We start from the raw sequence: 19037 nt of genomic DNA on the forward strand, positions 1-19037 counted from the left end.
AGCAGTTGGAGGAGCGCATCCTGCTCATCGCCGAGGTGACGGCCCGCTCACGCCAGCAGCGCCGAGAGCGCGAACGGCGGAAACGTGAGGCTTCCCTCGGGAGTGGCGGCTAAACCGGAAGCGGATGCTTGATCGCCGTGCACATGATCATCCTCATGGTCGGCGGGCATTATACGTACGCGCGCGTGCCGGGCTTTGAATGGCTGGGCGAAGGACGCAACAATTACGACAAGATTGGCCATTTCGCGCAAGGATTCATCCCCGCCATTGTCATGCGCGAGCTTCTGATTCGCACGTCGGATCTGAAGCCGGGCAAGTGGATGGCGGTCGTGATTGTCTTTTCCTGTCTTGGCATCAGCGCGGTATACGAACTGATCGAATGGGGCGCCGCCGTCATGCTCGGTCAGGGCGCGGATGAATTCCTCGGCACGCAAGGCGATGTCTGGGACACGCAAAAAGACATGGGCATGGCCGGCATCGGCGCGAGCGCGGCGCTGATCCTGCTGTCCAGAGCGCATGACAAGGCGCTCTCTCGCCTTTGAGGACCGCTCCGCGTCGAGCGGTCCTCGCGGTGCCCGGTGCTACCGGGCGCAGGTGAACAGGTTGCTGCCGGCGTTGATGCCGCTCATCGCGTACCCGCCGGCCAGGCATACGTGCATGGGATAGGTGTCGCTCGTTCCGGGGCTGCCATCGACAGTCTCGAAGACGACGCTCGTTCCGGGAGACTGGCAGGCCAGGTGGTTATTGCCGACGTGCAGGCCGACCATGACGCTGCCGTAGGGACAGGCATGCATCCCGTTGCGCGTGGTGCCCACATCCAGGAAGCGGGAGCCGCTCGTGGAAGAAAGCCTGGCGCACTTGAAGACGTCACTGCCGAGGTGGGCGCCAATCATGGCGTAGCCGGTAGGGCAGCAGTGCATGGTGCTGCCACCGACGGTACAGCGCGTCCCCGCATCGTAGATGGGCACGCCCGTGAAGGAGAGCGACGACTTCGCCACCTCCACGTCGAACTCCGCTCTCTCTTCTTCTGGCGCGGCGCCGCAGCCAGCGAGCATCGTGACCGCGGCCAAGGACACCACTGCTGAAGACGCCCCCTCGAAAAATCGCTTCATTGATTCATTCCCCCTTCATGTGACGACAGGTTCACCTGGGGCGCGTTGTTCCTCCCCAGCCCAATGCCTGCCGGTACGCCAGGGTAGGCTTTTCAGGTTATTCCGAATTTAACCGATAATCAAGAAGACCCCTCGCCCGGGGTGAAGGCTTGCGTCGGTTCGAGGTGCCGCCGCATCGCGTCTTGCTCCGTTCTTGGCCTCGCTGGAGGGGTATGTTGGGGGCGCCGCGCTCGTGGCATCCGAGGAGCACGCCGCCATGTCACCCTCCGATGAGACTTCCCGGAACACGCCGGTCAGGGCGCACGGACCTGGCGCGATGAGCCGTCCGGCCGCTCCGGGGCGGGTCCTCGCGGCACTGCTCTCGCTGATGGCCTCCTTGTGCCTGGGGAGCGTCAGCCTCCTGCTTCCCATCCATCCCTATGACTGGGCGGAAGCACCCGATTTGCGAGCCCAGGTGAGCGCCGACGCGGTGTTCGTGGTGGTCTGGCTGGCCGGGGTCGCGAGCTGCCTGGCGGCGCTATCTCTCATCATCGCGTTGAGCCTGCGTGGGATTCGCAGGTCTCGACGCGTGGGCCTCGTCGTCGGCGGACTGCTGGCCCTGTCTCTGGGGGCCGCCCGGCTCGCGGAGGTCCTTCCGGAGTATCAAGGCTGACCCCAGGGGTTGCAGAAGCGCTGCGGGCCTGGATCACAAGGCCCTGGGGCTAAGGGTGGTCTCACGGGCCAGGCCTCAGCAGGCCTTCTGTTCGCCCGGTGCGTATGGGGAGTGGAGCCGCAATTGTGATCCACTCAGGGGCGAGTCTGACTTCCAGCGCCCCGCTCAGATTCAATGGGGAATCGCGTCTTCAGATTCTCCAGCCAAGCATCCATTTTAATCAGCAGGGCCATTCGTTTGTCGGAGGTCTTCCCATCGACCTCGGCTTCAATGCGGAACTGCTGAAGCTGGGATTCGAGTTCCGAGACGTCCCTTGTGCTCGCTCTGACACGAAGCTCAGAGGCCAATTGCTCAAGCATCCTGACTACTTGCTCGTAGGTTGTGGGCCTTGTTGGTGATTGTGGAGAGCCGGTCTGTTCCAATGCCTCATAGGCAAGGGCAGGTTCAGGCAGGGAGAATGGTTCCGCTACCACAAACGAAGCCATGTCAGGAGTCGGAGTTGCGACAACTGTAGCAAGTGCCCGGTCTTCTCCAGGCGGCGGTGGAAACCTGGCCGACATTGGATTGTCAGGGTGGCTTGGCTTTTGGGGGCGTTTTGTTTGAACTCCAGACTGGAGGACCGGTTGTTTCGCCATGGCATCGTCAGGAGGCGCACTGCGTGGCTGTAGAATCAGCTCTTGATTGAGTTGGGCCTCCCACGTGACAGGTGCGTCGGTGAGTTCCTGGTGGGCCCTGGTCGATGCTGCTCTGGTGAATGAGAGCGTCAGGCTGAAGTGAGTGTCTTGTGGCCTTGGTGAGAGGGTGGTCACGCTCCACGCAAGTACTCTGGTGCGGAGTTGCTCACTCTGGCTCATGAGGACTTCTGGTGGATTGTCAGAGGCCGCGAACGGTTTGGTAATAATGGAGACACGGGCCCATGCGTTTGACAGGCTCTTGAGTGGTTGCGCTGGCGGGATTGGCTCCGGTTGGGGGGGGGGGAAGACAATCACCTTGGCAGTGCGCACGGGGAGGTCTGCTTGGGAAGAGACCTCTGTGCTTTGGAGCCTGAGGACCGCGGCCCCCGTACAGAGGAACAGGACCACTGGAGCCATCCACCAGTCCGGTACGGAGATGTCCCAGTTGCTCTTCAGCGGCTCCAGCGTCTCGGAGGTGAGGGTGTCATCGGATGGAGGATCATCCGAAGCCCCTGGCGTGCCAGTTGGGACGGACGGCACATAAGGTGTCGTACGAAGGGGGATGTTCTTCAGCCGTTCCCGTACGGCCTCCGCGGAGTGTGGCCGTGCGGCGGGGTTCTTCTCCAACAGATGACGCACCAGGGCATCCAGCGTTGGCGGGATTCGGGGAACCCGAGACGAGGGGAGCGGAGCAGGCCGCTCCATGTGCGCGAACATCACCTGGATGGGATCACCCTGAAATGGCCGTGAGCCTGTCAGCATCTGGAACATGAGGACGCCCAGTGCATAGAGGTCCGTGGCGGGGCTGATGCGTGTTCCCCGAATCTGCTCCGGAGCCATGAACTCCGGGGTCCCCAGAACCGTCCCCTCCGAGGTCATCGGGTTCTCGCGGGACTCCAGCAGCTTGGCGATGCCGAAGTCGACCAGCTTGACGACCGGCGCCGTCACCGCGTCGGTGACGATGAAGATGTTCGCGGGCTTCAGGTCCCGGTGGATGACGCCCGCCCGGTGCGCCGCGCCCAACGCGGCCAGGACCTGATCCATGACCCAGACCACGCACTCCAGTTCCATCGGGCGACTCCCGCGAAGGAAGTCGGAGAGCGGACGGCCCTGGAGCAACTCCATCGTGACGTAGGGGCGTTCGTCCGGGAGGTTCCCGAACCCGAAGATGTCGACCACTCCCGGGTGCTTGATGGAGTTGACCGCTCGTGCCTCCATGAGCAGCCGGTTCACCAGGTGCTCCGAGACCATCTCGGACCGAAGCACCTTGATGGCGACCTGCTTGCCAATCAGCGGATGCACCGCCCGGTACACCACCCCCATGCCACCCTCACCAATGCACTCCTCCAGGGTGAACTCACCCAGTCGGGTACCCAAGAGTGAGTCCACGGGGAACGTCGGCCGGGCTTTTTGCCCGGTCTTTCCCTTGTCGTTTCGGGTGGGGAGCGAGATTTTCATGAGGGGGCCAGAGCCTGAATCGTAGACACGGATTTTCGGTGGGTTCAATTCTCCGCGAGCCCTCACTACAGGGGCTTGCATCCAACCCATGGAGTGACCCACTAGGGTCGTGTCTGACATCCAATTCCCCCACGAATGATCAGCGGGGGAAGCGCGCCTTCAGCTTCTCCTGCCAGGTGTCCAGCGCTTGGTTCACGTCCATGCGCTCTCAGCTTGGGCAACATCAACGGTGGCATCCGGGACATCTCCGGAGCCACCGTCTTGGGCGGCGCGTCATGCCGGGTGATGCGGTCGGTCAGCGTCTTTTCGAGGGCATCCAGGGCGCCGTGGACCCGCGTGCGCTCGGCGTCCGTGGTGGCCTCCGCCGCCGCCCGGGGACGTGTTCACCTGCTTCAGGTGTGGCGGGCGTGTCCATGGATGTCTGCTGGATTCTTTTTGGACGTCGTCAACACCCTTGCATGCCTGCAGTTGGCTCTCGCAGAGCTTTTGGCGGTCAGCATTGGCTTTCGTGAACCCACTGGAACACGACTTCTTTTGCTCATCGCCACCGCGCCGTCAGGCTCGCCCTCTCACTGGGAGTCAGGTGTGTTCCTGACGCATTTCGCGTATGGGAGGGATCCATGAGCACAGGTCGTGTCATGGGGTTGGCGGCGCGTGTCGCCCTGTTGGCGGTGTGGGGCTGTGTCCTCGGCGTGTCGTGTGTGAAGCGACCCGTCGACTACGCACGGGAACAGGCGCGAACCCTCGCTCCAGCGAAGTTGGAGTCCTCGTCGCAGCCCTCGACGGGTCCCGTCCGGAAGATTCGGGTCCGGGTCTACGCGGACTCGGACTATCGGGAGCAGGTAGTGCGCTGGCGAAGCAGCGTCGTGTCCCAGTTGCAGCGCGCGAGCTCGGTGATGCAGGGGCAACTGGGCGTTGTCTTCGAGCTTGAGTCGACGCGCGAGTGGGCGCATCGAGGTGTCGAGGGCGAGTTGGAGGGTTCACTGACCGCGCTGGAGTTGAGGGATCCGGGCGAGGACGTGGACCTGGTGGTCGGCTTCGTCTCCGCGCTCAAGCTCTTCTCCTCCGCGCAGCATGAGCTGGGCATGGCCCGGCTGTTCGGGCGCCACTGCGTGCTGCGTGAGATGGGAAACGCGGAGGAGGTCCGCGCCATCATGGAGGGGCTGATCCACCTGCCCCAGGACGAGCGGCAGACGCTCTACGAGGAGCGGAAGATGCATAAGGAGACGTCCATCTTCCTCCACGAGTGGGCGCACACGCTGGGGGCATTCCACGTGCGCAACTCGCACTGGATGATGTTCCCGAGCTACGCACCGAGTCAGTCGGCCTTCACACCGCAGACCCTGGCGTTGCTCAAGACCAGCCTTCGCCATGCCTCGGCGGGTCGTCGCGATGACGCCGCCGCGCGGGCCTGGGCGACCGAGCTGGGGGCACTGCTGGCCTCGACGTCCTCGCCGGACTGGGAGGGACCGGAGAAGGAGGCTGTCGTCGAATGGCTCGCGAAGGTCCGCGAGGCCAAGGCGCCGCTGGTCGTTCACCAGCTCCAGGCCCCCCTGCCTCCGGAGGACCGGCGCCGGCTCGACGAGATCCTCGCGCTCGAGAAGGCGGGACGCGTGGAGGTCGCCGCCCAGCAGATGGAGCCCCTCGCGCGACGCTATCCGGCGGACTTCTTCGTCCAAAGGGTGGCCTGCTACCTGGACACGCGGGTCGCCCCCAAGTTGCCGGCGACCCGGGAGAAGTGCGAGGCCGTCGCGGAGAAATTCCCCTCCGAGCCCGCCCCCTTGTTCTTCCTTGCGTCCCTGGCCCTCCAACAGGGGCAGCACCTGGAGGCGCAAGGCCAGCTCGTGCGGGCGCGGCAACGGATGGAAGCGAACCCTGGAACACCGCCGGAAGTCTGGGGAGATCTCGCGGCCTTCTTCAAGGAGACCTCCTCGGTCACGTGGGCGGAGCAGGCCACCCAGAAGGCGGGCAATGACTCTCGGACCGAGCAACTGCGGACCTGGGCTCGGCAGGCTCGACGTTGGAAGGCGCTGCCAGTGGATGCCTCCGTGAGCGGTGTCGCGGTGGAGCGGGAGGGCGAGTTCATCCGCGCGGCGAAGGACGTCGAGGACTCCCTCGACAAGGGGACGGCGACGAAGGTGCAGGCACGACTCACCTGGCTGAGGCGGGAGTTCCCGCGCGCGGCGGTGCTGCACGTGTTGGACTGCGAAGGCCACCTGCGCGCTGGCAGGACGGGGCCTGCGAAAGCGGCGTGTCGGCAGGCCGTGGCCGCGTACGAGGATGCGGTGCAGGCGCACTTCATCCTGGGATGGTTGGCCTCCGAGTCGGGTCCCCGAGAGGAGGCGCGTACCCACCTGGAGCGTGTCGTGGCGCTGGAGCCCTTGCACAAGCAAGCGTGGCAACTCCTGGCGGAGCAGTACCGCGCCGTGGGGATGGCGGAGGCGCTGAAGACGCTCCAGGGGCGCTATCGTGAGCAGTTCGCCCAGGAACTGCGCTGAGGCGCGGCGCCGTCCTCACCCATGCGCTGGCGCTCCTCGCGCCGCCACCCGCCATGGGCTCTGTGCCGGGTGCGCATTCCCGCCTGGCTTGGAGGGGAGGGCGGGCGCGGGGCAGGGACCCGCGCTCACAGGGCCCGGAGGGCCCACTCGTGCGCCGCTTCGATGAAGAGGCGCAGCGGGGTGGAGCGCCGCGAGCGGCTGCTCAGCTCCGGGCGGCCGGCGGCGGCATGGGGGGCGCGGTGCGCTGCCACGCCTCCAACTCCTGCACGCGCCCCAGCCAGGCCCGGAGGTTCGCGTAGCCTTCGAGGGGCAGGCGCGCCGGGCCCGCGAGGGCGAACGACGCGGCGAGCGAGAGGTCCGCGAGCGTCAGGCGCTCCTGAGTCACCCATGTCCTGCCCGCCAGGTGCGAGTCCAGCACGGGAGCGGTCTGCGCGAAGAGGGCCTCGCCGCGCGCGACCTCGGCGGGGTCCGGCGGCCCGCGGCCGGTGCGCTGCTTCACGAAGTTCTCCAGGACGAGCACGGTGTTCGCCGGGGCCATGTGGGCCGAGCACCAGAACAGCCAGCGGTTCACGTCGGCGCGGCCCTGCGCGTCCGTCGGGAGCAGGGTCTGCCCCGGGGACTTCTCGGCGAGGTAGACCATGATGGCGCGCGACTCCCAGAGCACGAAGCCGCCGTCGTCCAGGACGGGGACACGCCCGTTGGGGTTGATGCCCAGGTACGACGCCTCGCGCTGCTTGCCCGTGGTGAGGTCCACCACGATGCGCTCGAGGGGAATGTCGAGGTGGGCGGCCACGAGCAGCACGCGGCGCGAGTTTCCGGACAGGGGGTGGAAGTAGAGCTTCAAGACGGACCTCGGGGACGGCACGGGTGGAGGGGGAGGACCTATCCACCCGGAGTGACAAGGGAATGTCAGGTATCGTCAGGGGCACGGCTTCAGGACGTAGAGGAACTCCTGCTCCGTCGGAATGGGGAGTACTGGGTCCGCGGCCAGGCTCTGCTGGTCCGAAGCTGACTCGCGGCGCGAGTGGGGCCGGCTTTCAGTTGACTCTTGCTGGGATGGATCTTGGGGGGTGTAAGCGTCAGGCCGGAAACAGTTCTGACGTAGGGCGTCTGTCATTGTCTCCCGGTACGCGCTTCTGCTGCGAGGCGTGCCTGTCCTTCGCGCAGGCACATTCCCACACCCAGGAGTGCCGATGAACGCGCTGAAGAAGTCCCTTCTCGCCGTCGCCGCTGTCCTCGCCGTGGCCCCCGCGTCCGCCTTTGCGCTTCCGCTGCAGTGCTGGGATACCTGCGAGGGTGTTTGCGACGACCCCTGTTTCCTGGGGATCCGCCTCACCACCTGTGGCGCGGCGGGCTACTGCTTCCAGCCCGCGCAGCCTTCGCAGGAGAACGCTTCGGTCTCCTCCGAGCAGAGCCAGCGCTCCGACGACACCGCGCCGGTCTGCGACGCCGACCATCCGGGCACGGAGCAGGCTGAGAGCTGAGCGGTCTTGAACTTCCACGAGGCCCGGCATCGCGTCCGGGCCTTGTGGTTTCAATGCGTTGCGCGGCGGTCCCCCTCCCATGTCCGGGTTCCGCGCCAGCGCCTCGGTCACCCACCGCCGCGCCTCCTCCTCGCGTCCTGCCCGGACGGGGAGCACGGCGGTCCATCGGGTGTGGACCGGAGCGACCTGCCAGACGCGGACGGTATGCATCAGCGAGGACCCGAGCCCCTCTGGGTGCGCCGAGGTCGCCTTGCGGCCGGGCTGATTTCGCCTCATCGAATGCCCAACATGGAGCAGCCGGAAATGTGCGTCGAGCGAGCCCGGGTTTCGTCGGACGACACGAACCGCGTTCAATCCCTCTCCTGACGCCGCCCCGGATGTCCCTCCGGGGCGGCGTGCGTGGACTACGGGGAGTAGACGACGGTGAGCGTGGCGTTCGCACCGTCCTTCACGAAGAGGTAGGCCGTCGCCGCGGGATTCTGGGCGAAGCGCAGGCGCAGCTGCGTCCGGCCCCGCGTGTTGACTGCGGACGTCCCCGCCCCCGCGAAGTCCGTGGAGCGGATGGTGCCCGAGGTGAACTTCGCGACGCCCGCCACGGCGCTCGCGGTCGCGGAGGCGCCCCAGTCGCCCGTCTCCGTCGCGGCCGCGTTGAAGGTGCCCGTGGCCACGTCGATGACGAGCGTGTTGCCCGCGGGGCTGGCCCAGGGGTCTCCGGAGCCGGACGAATAGGAGAGCGTCAGGAACGCCTGGGTGATGCTGGCGGTGTCCGGCAGGCTGGACGTGTCGAATGACAGCAGGGAGCGGTTGTGCTTGCCGTCCACCCCTCGTCCGAGCGCCAGGCCCGTGAGCGTCCCGAGCTCCGCCGCGCTCCCGTCGGCGTTCGCCTTCACGTAGCCATCCTCCGCCGCGATGCTGGTGAAGCTGACCGTCGTCGGCGTCGTCCCGCTGTTGCTCACCGTGACGGACGTGTCCGCGTCCAGCGCGGAGTTCCCCGCCGCATCGAACGCCCGGGCCCCCAGCACATGCGAGCCGTTGGCGGCCGTCGTGGTGTTCCAGCTGAACGCATGGGGCGCCGTGCCGGCCGTGCCCACGAGGTTCCCATCCACGTAGAAGTCCACCCGCGCGACGCCGACATTGTCGGAAGCGCTCGCGGTCACCGTCACGGTGCCACTCACCGTGGCGCCGGAGACGGGCGCCGTCACGTTCACCGTGGGCGCAGTGGTGTCATCCGGCGGAGTGCTGGTCTCCGTGAGCCCGAAGAAGAGCGCCTGGTGATACACGCCACAGAGGTTCACATCGGACTGGTACGCGCCCGTCGCGCCACAGGCGGTGCTGCTCCCAGGAAAGCTGTACTGCGGATCCACCGGGACGGCGTGACCCATGCCGGTGAGCTCATAGGTCTCCACCAGCGCAGTGCCCGCGCTGTCCCGGTACACCTTGTGCGGGAAGCCCCCCACGGTGTCCGTCGTGTCCGGCGTCTGGTCGATGCCGTGCACCTGGGTCCACTGCTTCATGGACTCGGTGAGGTTGGCGGGCCTCACCGTGAAGTCATTCGTGCCATGCCAGATGGAGACGCGCGGCCGGGGACCCGTGTAGCCCGGGTATGCGTTGCGCACGAGGTCCGCCCACGCCGCGGGCGTCTTGCTGACGCCGGGGCTCATGCAACTGAAGCCCTCGGTCATGGAGTTGGCGCACCGGTACGGACCGCCCGAGTTGATGGCGCCCGCCGCGAAGACGTCCGGGTAGGTGGCCAACATGGCGGGAACCATGAAGCCTCCCGCGGAGAAGCCCGTGACGAACACCCGCGCCGGGTCGATGGAGTAGGCGGCCTTCATGGCGTCCACCATCTGCTTGATGGACAGCGCCTCACCCGCGCCGCGCGCGATGTCCCCCGGCTCGAACCAGTTGAAGCAGCTGGTGGGGTTGTTGCTGCTCGGCTGCTGCGCGTAGACGACGTAGAACTTGTAGACGTTCGACGCCGCGGTCCACCCACCGGGCTCCACGCCCGCGGCATTCTGCGTGCACCCGTGCAACACCACCACCAGCGGTGCATTGGCCAGCACGCCCGCGGGCACCTGCCGGAACATCTGGAGGTTGCCAGGGTTGGACCCGAAGCCCGTCACCTGCGTCAGCCCCTGCTCCACCTGCTCGACCTGGGGGACGACGGTGTCCGGCGCTTCGGCTCCCAGCGGGCCGCAGCCGGCGGTCGCCGCGATGGCCAACGCCGCGACGCGAAACCAGGGGACGTGCGTGAACCACCCAAGACGACGAATGCCTCGACCGTGCATGGTGCCTCCCTGGCCGCCACGGGGGAGGAGGGTGGGCGGCCGAGCTCTTCTAGGGTTCGGGTGCCCCGGCCACCGGCAAGCTCTTGAGGAACGCCTCGAGCGCTGCGTTGAACGGCGCCGGGCAGTCGAGCTGCACCGTGTGGCCACACCCTTCCAGTCCCACCAGCTTCGAGCCCGGGATGCGCGCGTGGCCGTATTCGAAGATGTCCCGCGGGAAGCCACCGTGCAGGAACGGGTTGGGAATCAGGCGGTCCGCTTCCCCGAAGATGATGATGCTGGGCGCGGTGATGCGGTGGAGGTTGTCGCGCACGAAGTCGTCGTTGGCGAGCCCCCGCACCGAGCGCACGTTGGCATAGGCATACGCGTCGAACTCGGGCGACTTCGCCAGCCGCACGCGCTCCTCGATGAGCCACTCCAGCTCCGGCCGCCAGTTCTGGAAGTTGGCCTGCCGCACGCTGCCCCGGATGCCGTACTCGGGTGCGGACTTGATGAACTCCGTGCTCATCACCCGCGCGAACCAGTCCTTCTCCTTCTGGGAGAACTTCTCGAAGCCCGCGGGCGACACCAGCACCACCCCCGACGGCTCGTCCGGGTAGCGGATGGCGTACGACAGCGCCGTCTGCCCTCCCATGGAGTGGCCCACCAGGATGGGATGCTCGACGCCCAGGCTCCGCGTCAGCTCACGCACCGCGTCCGCCATGGCCTCCATGGTGTACGGAAAGGAGCCGGGCTTGTCGGACTTGCCATACCCGGGCAGGTCCACTGCGACGACGTGGTAGCCCGCACGCTGGAGCGCGTCGAGCTGCGCGCTCCAGAACTTCAGGTAGCTGCCCAGGCCATGGATGAGCACCACGGTGCGCGCACCGGGCGCGGCGGGCAGTTCCACGTAGGCCATCCGCGGCACGCGCGCCATGCCGTAGGTGGCCGCCGTCTCCGGCAGGGCCACCCGCTTCAGCGGCCAGGGCTCCTTCGCCCCGGGCGACGCGTAGTCCAGGTCCTGGAACGCCAGCGGCGGCGCGCTGGCGTACGAGCGCACGCAGCCGGTGGAGGAACCCAGCCCCGCCACGAGCAGCAGGGCCTTGAGGGCGCGGAAGGGGCTCATGGTCAGAACGCGTACCAGGTGAAGGTGGTGAAGGCGGCGAAGGGGTTGTTCTTCACCGTCGTGGAGCCGTCATAGAAGGCGCCGCGGAACAGGTAGCCGGCGTGCAGGCCCACCGTCATGAGGTAGCGGATGGTGTAGCGCACCTCCGCGTTCACCTCGGCGCCAATGAACCGCCCCCGCCGCACGGCAGGATCCCAGCGCGGCGGGCTCGCCCCCGAGTTGGCCAGACCCGTGGCCAGCTTGAGGTTGAGCGTGTTGGGGATGATGTCCCACGCCGCGCTCGCGATGCCGGTGCGCAGGCCGTAGCCCTGGTTGGAGATGTCCGTCACCGCGCCCGTGTAGTTGTTCACGGTGCTGGTGAAGGGGAACAGCAGCAGCATCTTGTGGTTGAACCACACCGAGCCGGGCAGGCCGTACTGGTTGAGCGTGAAGGCGCCCGTGTAGCGGCCGTCATCCAGGTTGCTGTCGCCGGTGGTGAACATGCCCTCCAGCGTGACCAGGTCCGCCGGGCCGCGGCCCCACTGGTAGAGCACCTCCAGGTTCGCGGACAGGCCGGAGATGTCCACCTTCTTGTTGAACGTGGTGTCCGCGCGGTCGCTCGTGTAGCTGCCACCGTTGTACATGACGAATCCGGAAGCGGCGAGGCGCCCCGCGCGGAAGTCGATGTTGTGGTGGAAGTTCGCGCCCAGCCAGAAGACGTTGCCCGTGGGCCGCTCGATGTTGAAGCGCGGGGTGCCGACGAACGGGTAGAGGCCCGTGGACGAAGGCCCGCTCTTCACGATGCCTTCGAAGGCATACGCGTCCCCCTTCGTGTCATCGCGAAGGTACCAGGCGGACAGGCCGATGTTCGTCCCGGGCTGCACGGGGTAGGCGTAGTCCGCGGTGAGCAGGTAGACGAACTTCAGGCGCGGGTCGTCCCGCGTCGCCTTGTCCGCCTGGGCGCTGCCCAGAGGCAGGAGGCTCAGTTTGGAGAGCCCCTTGTAGTTGCTGTAGAGCGACAGGCCCGTGGCGTCGCTGCCAATGAACGCCAGCTTGTAACCCGTGCGGACGATGTCGTTGAGCGGCGAGCGCGTCGGGTCGAAGATGGAGTCGTAGACCGGCTGCGTGCCGATGAGCAGCGTGAGCCGGGCCGGGTTGCGCGTGGGATAGACGGCGACGTTGACGTTCTTCGTCTGGATGTTGACCTGGTCCGCGTTGAAGCCGCCGCCCTCGTTCTGCTGCGAGGCATTGGCGGCGCGGCCCCAGAGGTAGTCCACCTCGAACTGGGCGCGGAAGGACGCCAGCCCGTCCGCGAAGGACGGGCTGTACTCCAGCACGGGGATCCAGCGCTGCTCCACGTAGAACGCTGAACGCCCCGGCTCCACGCGGACGGAGCTGCCGGACAGCGAGCCGATGGGCCCCAGCGACACGCCCTTGAGGCCCGCGGGGTCGCCCACGCTGTTGGTCACCGACAGCCGGGTGAAGAAGTAGTTGATGAGGATGAACTCGCGAGGCTTCGCGTCCTCCTCGCGGTCCTTCTCATCCAACCAGTCGCCGTAATAGAGGCCCGGCACCGTGGGGCTCTGCCCCGCCGCCGGCAGCGCCAGTCCCAGCACGAGCGCCACGGCGCCCAGGCGCGCCGCGCCCAACCACCCTCCCGACATATAGACACCTCACCCTGATGGATTGCCGTGAGGGCGGTTCGCGCCCACCGTCCGCCGTGCGACTAGCCGCTGATGTCGTAGACCTGCACCGCGTTGCCGGTGAAGGCCTGCCCGGAGACGCTGACCGTCTTGGCGCCCACCGCGCCGTCGGCGCAGCGCCAACCCGTGGCCTTCGCCTCGAAGTAGAGCTCCATGGAGATCTTCTTCAGGTCCGACGAGATGCTCACGCGGCCTTCCTGCTTGAAGCTGCCGTAGTCCACCAGGATCTCGAAGCAGCTGCCGCCCGCGGTGATGTTGGAGAGCGTGACCGCCTTGGAGTCGAACACCAGCGCGTTCTGCGCGGTGGCGTGATCACACGTGCTGCCGGCCTGGCCGACGCCAGCGGAGTTGAGGATGGTGCCGGGGGTGCTGGTGACGTGGAAGTTGTTGCCGCCCACGCCAATGGAGACCTTCTGGAAGCACTGGCTGGCCGAACCCCAGTTGATGTCCTCGTCCAGCGACAGCGGGTGGCTGGGGATGTTGTCCCCCTCCATCACCAGCGTCTTGCCCTCCAGGAAGGCCAGGATGTTCGACTGGCTGTCCAGCTTGGGCGCGCTGTCCACGGGATCCTGCGTCGCCTCTTCCCCACAACCCGTGAGGCTCAACGCGCACAGCAGCATCGCGGACGAAAGCGTCTTCTTCATGGGGGGACTCCTCGTTCGGGCGCACGGGGGGAGATGAAGCCCGATTCATGTTTCAGCTACGGGTAGCACCCGCCTGACGGCCTTGTCAAAAGACAGACGATGGCCTGATGCGTCAGGACGCCTCATCGGCGAAGAGGCGCAGCGGGGTGGAGCGCCGCGAGCGGGTGCTCAGCTCCATCTGCTCCGTGAGCGCTTCCTTGAAGAGGAGCACCAGGGCGACCCAGAGGCTGACGTGAAGCTGGTATTCGTAGCCGGCATAGCCTTGGGCCCCGCCCGTCTTCGAAGGGAGTTCCGGCGGATTGGGGGCGCGCCTGGGCCTGGGCGAGGATGTCATGACGGTGCTGCATCTTGGTCGTTCACCTACTTGGGAGCCCCAACAGCAGCCCCGTGGCCCATCCCAGCCACGGGCGCTTCGTCATCATCCGCATGAGTCCGTCGTAGCGGTCCCACTTCATGTCCGTCATCCAGGGGGACTGGCCATCGAAGAAGAGGGCCTGGCCCCGGAAGAAGCCAGGGCGCGGACTGACGATCACGAGCGCGGTTCGTGCCCTCAATCCCCGGCTGCGGGAACAGAAGCGTTGGACCGACCCTATCCACTTGGACCTGGAGGGGGCGGGCGCCTGTCAGGTCCTTGGCGTGGGCCGAGCCGTCGGTTCTACTCGGGCAATGCCGATGCTGCTCGCATTGAATACGGGCCTGGTCGAACTGACGTCCGAGGTCGCGCTGAGGTGGTCCCGCGACACGGGCAGCCAGTTGCCGGACTTCGTCGACGAGGATGGCCTGGATCTCTTCCTGGCCACGCAGGACCGGATCTACCGGCAGGACGAGTTCGCGCAGTTCCTGTTGGACCTCGTGCGGTTCCTCCAGGTCCGCATGAGCATCAAGGTCGCGCTGAAGAACCTGGACGCCTACGAGGCGCGCCTGGGTGAGCAGAAGGTGTCGCCCGAACTGGTGCGCAAGATGCTGGGCGTGAAGGCCTTCCCGAAGACCAAGGAGGCCCAGGCGCTCCATGACGACGTCGCCCAGGTGGTCGACTCGATGCTGGACGAGGAGTGGGACTACCTCGAGGAGTGCCGCGCCTCGCTGTACGAGCAGCTCGACTGGCACACCTCAAGGGGGGACAAGAGTGGCAGGGTCTCCTCCGGTCGCCTCCAGAAGGCGCTCAAGTCGGTGACCGCCGAAGACTTGAAGAAGGACCAGGGGAAGAGCCGGGCCAAGTTCCAGTACTACGAACCCGTGCGGCTCCGGCTGATGAGCCTCGGCTTCGTCGTCTCCCCGGCCGGCACCCCGCTTGGCGCGGTGTTCCCCGCGAGCGACTGGGTCCGCGACCTCCCGCTGGAGTCGCAGTTCTGGGAAAAGGTGAAGGAGCGGACCGACGCGCTGGTCCAGGACTACCACCTGCTCGGCAACGATTCGAGCGCGCTCACCCGCCTGCTCAAGCCGCCGGTGGATCACCCCCTCAGCGAGGAGTTCAAGAAGAACTGGAGGACGGTCTGCACGGCCTTCGTGTCCACCGTGGGGTGTCTGTGCGTGTCGTGGACGCGGCACCAGGAAGGGGGCAAGACGGTGTACGTGCCCGTCCTCGGGCTCTCCGGCGTCGTCCAGGAAGAGCCGGATGAGAAGTACTTCGGCAAGTACTGCCGGCACCTCGCGCTCCCCACCTGGAAGACGGACCAGGAGGTCCCCAAGAAGGATCCCGACAAGTACAAGTCCCCCGAGGAGATCGAGAAGCTCCGCAAGGAGCTGAAGGAAGAGTCCAGCGACTTCCTGAAGAAGCGTTGGAAGGGGAAGAACAAGATCGTGCTCGACGAGGACCAGCAGTCCCAACTGGACACCCACGAGCGGCGTCAGGCCGAGCTGGAGTTGCTGGACTTCTACGCCCGGCGGCGCCAGGCGGAAGCCCACGAGGAGGAGGAGTTCAAGAAGGGGCTCTGGACCAACTACGACGTGATGATCGGCCGCACGAACACCGCGGCGCTCGAGTATCGCGCCCGGGACCTGCTCCAGTTGCGCAGGCCCGCGCGGCAGGCCCTGCTCAGCTACGTGTCGTTCCGGCAGAACAAGACCCACGACAAGCTGCGGATCGAAGCGCACCCGGTCTCTGGCCTCCAGGGGCGCGCGCTCGGCGTCGACCTGTGGATCTGCGGCTGGCATTCGCTCAACTGCGCCGAGCCCGCGGCGCTCATGACCGCTTCGTCCTACTTCTGTGACGGCGCCGACGTGCTGGTGTGCTTTCCCTACGAGGGGTTCCAGGACACCGGCAAGCAACGCAACCGGCCGAAGGAGACCTGTCCCTGGTGCGCCGCCGTGGAGCTGGGTTTCCGCAGCCTGAGCCGCAACACAGGCCAGGTGGACAAGAGCGTGGAGACGGGAGACTGGGTGACGGAGTTCACCCGCGCCACCCAGAACGAGCCGTCGAAGGTGTTGTCACCCAAGCAGGAGTTCGATGCCTTCGACGACTCCAATCCCATCACGGTGTCGACGCGAAAGACGCTCTCCGGAAACAACGGGCTGGCCCTGGTGAAGAACAACAACCTCGACGATCGCGCCTACAGCGAAGTCGTGGAGACCAAGATTGGCCGCATCCGCTCGATGTATCACCTGCTCGGCCTGCTCGACCCCGAGGTGATCGCGCTGGACCGTCCGCTCTTCGGGCAGCAGAAGCTCCTGGGGTCCGGCGCCTTGACGGGTTCCGGCAGGGGTCGGGGCTCACGTCAGCGACCTCTCGTGGGCCTCGACAAGGGTGGCACGAAGAACAACCTGCTGAAGGAGATGGAGCATTGGTCCAAGCAGGCTGAAAGCCGGATCCGCTCCGAGGCCGAGCTCCGGCTGCAGCGGGCGACAGCGCTCTTCGACATGTACGTGCAGCAGAACTTCGTCATCACCGACAACCCGGGCGGCGGCGACTGCCTGTACTACGCGTTCTCGGATGGGGTGAAGCGCCGCACTCCGCAATCCGTCGCGCAGCTCCCCGAGGGCGACCGGCTGGAGGAGGCGATGCTGTATCGCGAGAGCGCCGCCGCGATGACCGCGAACCTCATCCGCCGTGGCGTGGGAATCTCCCCGGTGATGTTCCGGGACATGCGGCCGTCCCAGGATGTCCTGCGCCGGCTCGACAACGCGAGCACGGCCCTGGATCGGATCCGGCTCGACGCCTGGGCGAGCGTCCGGCTGCGACGCGGGCTGCGGGTCGACTACGCGTTCCGGGACACCGATCCCCGCTACGCGGAGCATGTCGCCCTCGCGGAGACCTTCGTCATGGAAGCCGTCCGCCGGAACGTCGAGCTGAGCGAATCGCTCCGCGTGATCGCCGATGCCTATGAGTCGGGCCAGCGCCGCCGCCGGCAGTGGGCCGGGGACCTCGACTTCCGCGGCCTCGTGCTCTCCGCCCGGGTGAACCTGCGGATCCACTACGTCGATACCTCGGAGCGGGGCATCCGCGACCATCACGGTCACCGGGTCGACACGTATGACTTCAGGGAACTCTCGGCACAGTACTTCGGCTCGAACGTACCGGGAGCGGCCATCACCATCGACATCCTCCACGTCGGTGACAACCACTACGTGGCCGGGCGCCGCGCGTAGTGCCGCGTGCGGGGCGGCCGGCCCTGCGTCGCGACTCGACGCAGCCGAGTCCCCACGGAACGCGGCACCCCAGGTGTGCCCGGCGACATCAAGATGTCCTGGCTCGCGGAGCTGCCCACGGCGCTGGGACACTCGAGGAAGGCTCAGCGGACTCCGACGAAGTCGATGCCCGCCGAGGAAATCTGGTCGTTCCAGGGGCCTCCCGCGACGGAGTTGATGTCGCCCACGCTCTGGGTGGTGCTGAGGCACCTGCCCGTCCGCGAGGGGTGTTCGCAGAGGGTCGCGCGATAGGGGCCGAGGATCCTGACGGAGGACAGGATGTCATCGAAGCCCAGGTCGCCCAGGAAGCCGACGCCGGAGGTGAGATGCAGGATGTTGCCTTCGAACTGGCCGTGCTCGTAGAGGTACACCCCATCCGCGGCCGAGTAGGCCTGGATGGCATACGTGTAATCCCCCTGCGTGGCCTTGTAGCCCGTCCCATAGTCAGAGTACGCCCAGTTGCTGAGTCCCCCGGGTGCCTTCTTCACCACCACGCTCCAGAGCTGGAAGGGGAAGCGTGAGCTCACCCGACCATGCAGTTGGAGGGCGCGGTCGCTCGTGCCACCCGAGAGAGCCCCGAGCTGTGAGTTCACGAAGCTGCCCAGGAATCCGTTGCTCACCGCGCTCGTCACCGTCCGAGAGGTGAAGGCGAGGTGCGTGTAGTCATCCATGGTGTCGGATTGGACGTAGCTTCCATCCGTGTGCATCCAACCCGCCCAGCTTCCCTTCAACGCCAGGGCATGCCAGATGCGCCCCGGGGCGGCATTCTGGAGAAACGCATGGAGGCCATACCAGCGGGCCTGTGCGTCGCCGCCCAGGGTGTAGGAGATGTTCCGGAAGGCGGTGCCGAAATCGCCAGGCAGGAGGCCGGCGGAGGGGAGCAGCCGGTAGTTGAGGGCCAGGATGGCGTCAATCAGCCCCGCTCCCGGGAAGTCCATCATCACGACGCCCGCGCGCTGGACGTTGCCGCCCACCAGGTGGTCGATGGCGTAGTCATTGACGCCTCGGATGGCCATCCCATCACCTCCGGCCACCACGTTGGGGAAGGCCGCCACGGAGGAGCCACTGAGGAAGTTCACATACAGCGTGGGAGGGGCCCCCGCGTTCGTCCGCCCCAGGTGGTCCCGGACCTTGTCCCACTTGTTGTCGATGTCGAAGATCGTGGACACGGTCCAGTCATCCTGGAGGGCCAGCGAACCCCAGTTCACGCCGTAGGCTCCACCGCCGAAGTTGTCCAGGATGACAATCTTGCCACGCACCTCCCCGAGCGTGGGCACATGGGTGCCTCGCCAGACATAGGGGCTGTAGGCGGGCTGGCTGCGATACCACTCGAAGGTCTGTTGGAAGCTCCGGCTATTGCCGTCCGGGGTGTGTTCCTCCTTCACTCGCATGAGAATGGTTTCGCCGGGATGGTCGCGCAGGAACTGGGTGGTGGTTGTCAAAACGTCGTCGAAGTTGGCGTTCAGGTAGACGACGCCATGGTGGATGGCGAACCGGTCGCCAATGTGGCGACACCGGATGTCCAAGGCACGAAGACCCGCGTCCAGCTGAGCTCTCAGGCTCAGGGATTGGGTCTGGGTGAGGGCACCGCCCGTCGAGGTGAACGCCATGGAGTCATGGGTGCCCGGCAGCGACAGGGAAGCGAGGCTCGCCGAGCCGGGCATCCAGCTCAACCAGTCGGGATGACTCGTTTCGATGCCGCCGGAGTGGTTGTAGTAGCGCCCACGGGCGGCAGCGGGGGAGGTCGCGAGCAGCGCGAGGAAGAGCATCGCCGCCGCGTTGCGCAGTCGGGGGGCAGGAAACGTCCGGTGGGACATGG

The 19037-nt window shown here is 66.6% G+C and carries 15 protein-coding genes; 5 read left to right on the forward strand and 10 right to left on the reverse strand.

Annotated elements, in window-relative coordinates:
• The first annotated feature begins 137 nt into the window (after positions 1 to 137).
• The gene (locus D7Y15_RS35225) at positions 138 to 542 is read left to right on the forward strand and encodes a DUF2238 domain-containing protein (RefSeq protein WP_255430419.1); all 405 of its coding nucleotides are present in this window, start codon (positions 138 to 140) and stop codon (positions 540 to 542) included.
• A 39-nt stretch (positions 543 to 581) separates the two neighbouring features.
• Here the strand turns inward: D7Y15_RS35225 and D7Y15_RS35230 are convergent, their stop codons facing one another.
• Positions 582 to 1070 (reverse strand): hypothetical protein, encoded by a 489-nt coding sequence (locus D7Y15_RS35230; RefSeq protein ID WP_148712949.1) that lies wholly within the window; start codon positions 1068 to 1070, stop codon positions 582 to 584.
• A 358-nt stretch (positions 1071 to 1428) separates the two neighbouring features.
• On the opposite strand from D7Y15_RS35230, the gene D7Y15_RS35235 reads away from it, so the two are divergent.
• Positions 1429 to 1764, forward strand: a complete 336-nt coding sequence (locus tag D7Y15_RS35235; protein ID WP_121755327.1) for a hypothetical protein — start codon at positions 1429 to 1431, stop codon at positions 1762 to 1764.
• 134 nt (positions 1765 to 1898) lie between these two features.
• On the opposite strand, the gene D7Y15_RS35240 is transcribed toward D7Y15_RS35235, so the two are convergent.
• Positions 1899 to 3896, reverse strand: a complete 1998-nt coding sequence (locus tag D7Y15_RS35240) for a serine/threonine-protein kinase (RefSeq protein ID WP_121755328.1) — start codon at positions 3894 to 3896, stop codon at positions 1899 to 1901.
• 620 nt (positions 3897 to 4516) lie between these two features.
• On the opposite strand from D7Y15_RS35240, the gene D7Y15_RS35245 reads away from it, so the two are divergent.
• The gene (locus D7Y15_RS35245; protein WP_148712950.1) at positions 4517 to 6394 is read left to right on the forward strand and encodes a lipopolysaccharide assembly protein LapB; all 1878 of its coding nucleotides are present in this window, start codon (positions 4517 to 4519) and stop codon (positions 6392 to 6394) included.
• Between the two features lie 202 nt (positions 6395 to 6596).
• Here the strand turns inward: D7Y15_RS35245 and D7Y15_RS35250 are convergent, their stop codons facing one another.
• Positions 6597 to 7238: a glutathione S-transferase family protein gene (locus D7Y15_RS35250; RefSeq protein ID WP_121755330.1), complete on the reverse strand. Its 642-nt coding sequence runs from the start codon at positions 7236 to 7238 to the stop codon at positions 6597 to 6599.
• Between the two features lie 349 nt (positions 7239 to 7587).
• Between D7Y15_RS35250 and D7Y15_RS35255 the strand changes: the two genes are divergently transcribed.
• Positions 7588 to 7878 carry a hypothetical protein gene (locus D7Y15_RS35255; protein WP_120580114.1) on the forward strand — a complete coding sequence of 97 codons (291 nt, stop codon included), beginning with the start codon at positions 7588 to 7590 and terminating at the stop codon, positions 7876 to 7878.
• A gap of 404 nt (positions 7879 to 8282) precedes the next feature.
• On the opposite strand, the gene D7Y15_RS35260 is transcribed toward D7Y15_RS35255, so the two are convergent.
• The 6 genes from D7Y15_RS35260 to D7Y15_RS44925 form a co-directional block, all read right to left on the reverse strand.
• On the reverse strand, positions 8283 to 10166 hold the full coding sequence (locus tag D7Y15_RS35260) for a PHB depolymerase family esterase (protein WP_121755331.1): 1884 nt from the start codon (positions 10164 to 10166) through the stop codon (positions 8283 to 8285).
• A gap of 49 nt (positions 10167 to 10215) precedes the next feature.
• Positions 10216 to 11268, reverse strand: coding sequence for an alpha/beta fold hydrolase (locus tag D7Y15_RS35265; RefSeq protein ID WP_121755332.1), 1053 nt, complete (start codon positions 11266 to 11268; stop codon positions 10216 to 10218).
• Between the two features lie 2 nt (positions 11269 to 11270).
• Positions 11271 to 12911 carry a hypothetical protein gene (locus D7Y15_RS35270; RefSeq protein WP_120580111.1) on the reverse strand — a complete coding sequence of 547 codons (1641 nt, stop codon included), beginning with the start codon at positions 12909 to 12911 and terminating at the stop codon, positions 11271 to 11273.
• Between the two features lie 62 nt (positions 12912 to 12973).
• Positions 12974 to 13594, reverse strand: a complete 621-nt coding sequence (locus D7Y15_RS35275) for a hypothetical protein (protein ID WP_121755333.1) — start codon at positions 13592 to 13594, stop codon at positions 12974 to 12976.
• A 112-nt stretch (positions 13595 to 13706) separates the two neighbouring features.
• On the reverse strand, positions 13707 to 13928 hold the full coding sequence (locus D7Y15_RS35280) for a hypothetical protein (RefSeq protein ID WP_120580109.1): 222 nt from the start codon (positions 13926 to 13928) through the stop codon (positions 13707 to 13709).
• Positions 13929 to 13950: 22 nt separating this feature from the next.
• Positions 13951 to 14127 (reverse strand): hypothetical protein, encoded by a 177-nt coding sequence (locus D7Y15_RS44925; RefSeq protein ID WP_158624534.1) that lies wholly within the window; start codon positions 14125 to 14127, stop codon positions 13951 to 13953.
• 139 nt (positions 14128 to 14266) lie between these two features.
• Here D7Y15_RS44925 and D7Y15_RS35285 point away from each other — a divergent pair, with 139 nt between their 5' ends.
• A complete protein-coding gene (locus D7Y15_RS35285; RefSeq protein WP_121755334.1) occupies positions 14267 to 17179 on the forward strand; it encodes a hypothetical protein in 2913 nt (970 codons plus the stop codon).
• Positions 17180 to 17322: 143 nt separating this feature from the next.
• Here D7Y15_RS35285 and D7Y15_RS35290 read toward each other — a convergent pair.
• A partial coding sequence (locus D7Y15_RS35290; RefSeq protein ID WP_120580107.1) for a phosphatidylinositol-specific phospholipase C domain-containing protein occupies positions 17323 to 19037 on the reverse strand: 1715 nt, incomplete at its 5' end.

Origin of the sequence: Corallococcus sp. AB030, from assembly GCF_003668965.1 — a bacterium.
GTDB lineage: Bacteria > Myxococcota > Myxococcia > Myxococcales > Myxococcaceae > Corallococcus > Corallococcus exiguus.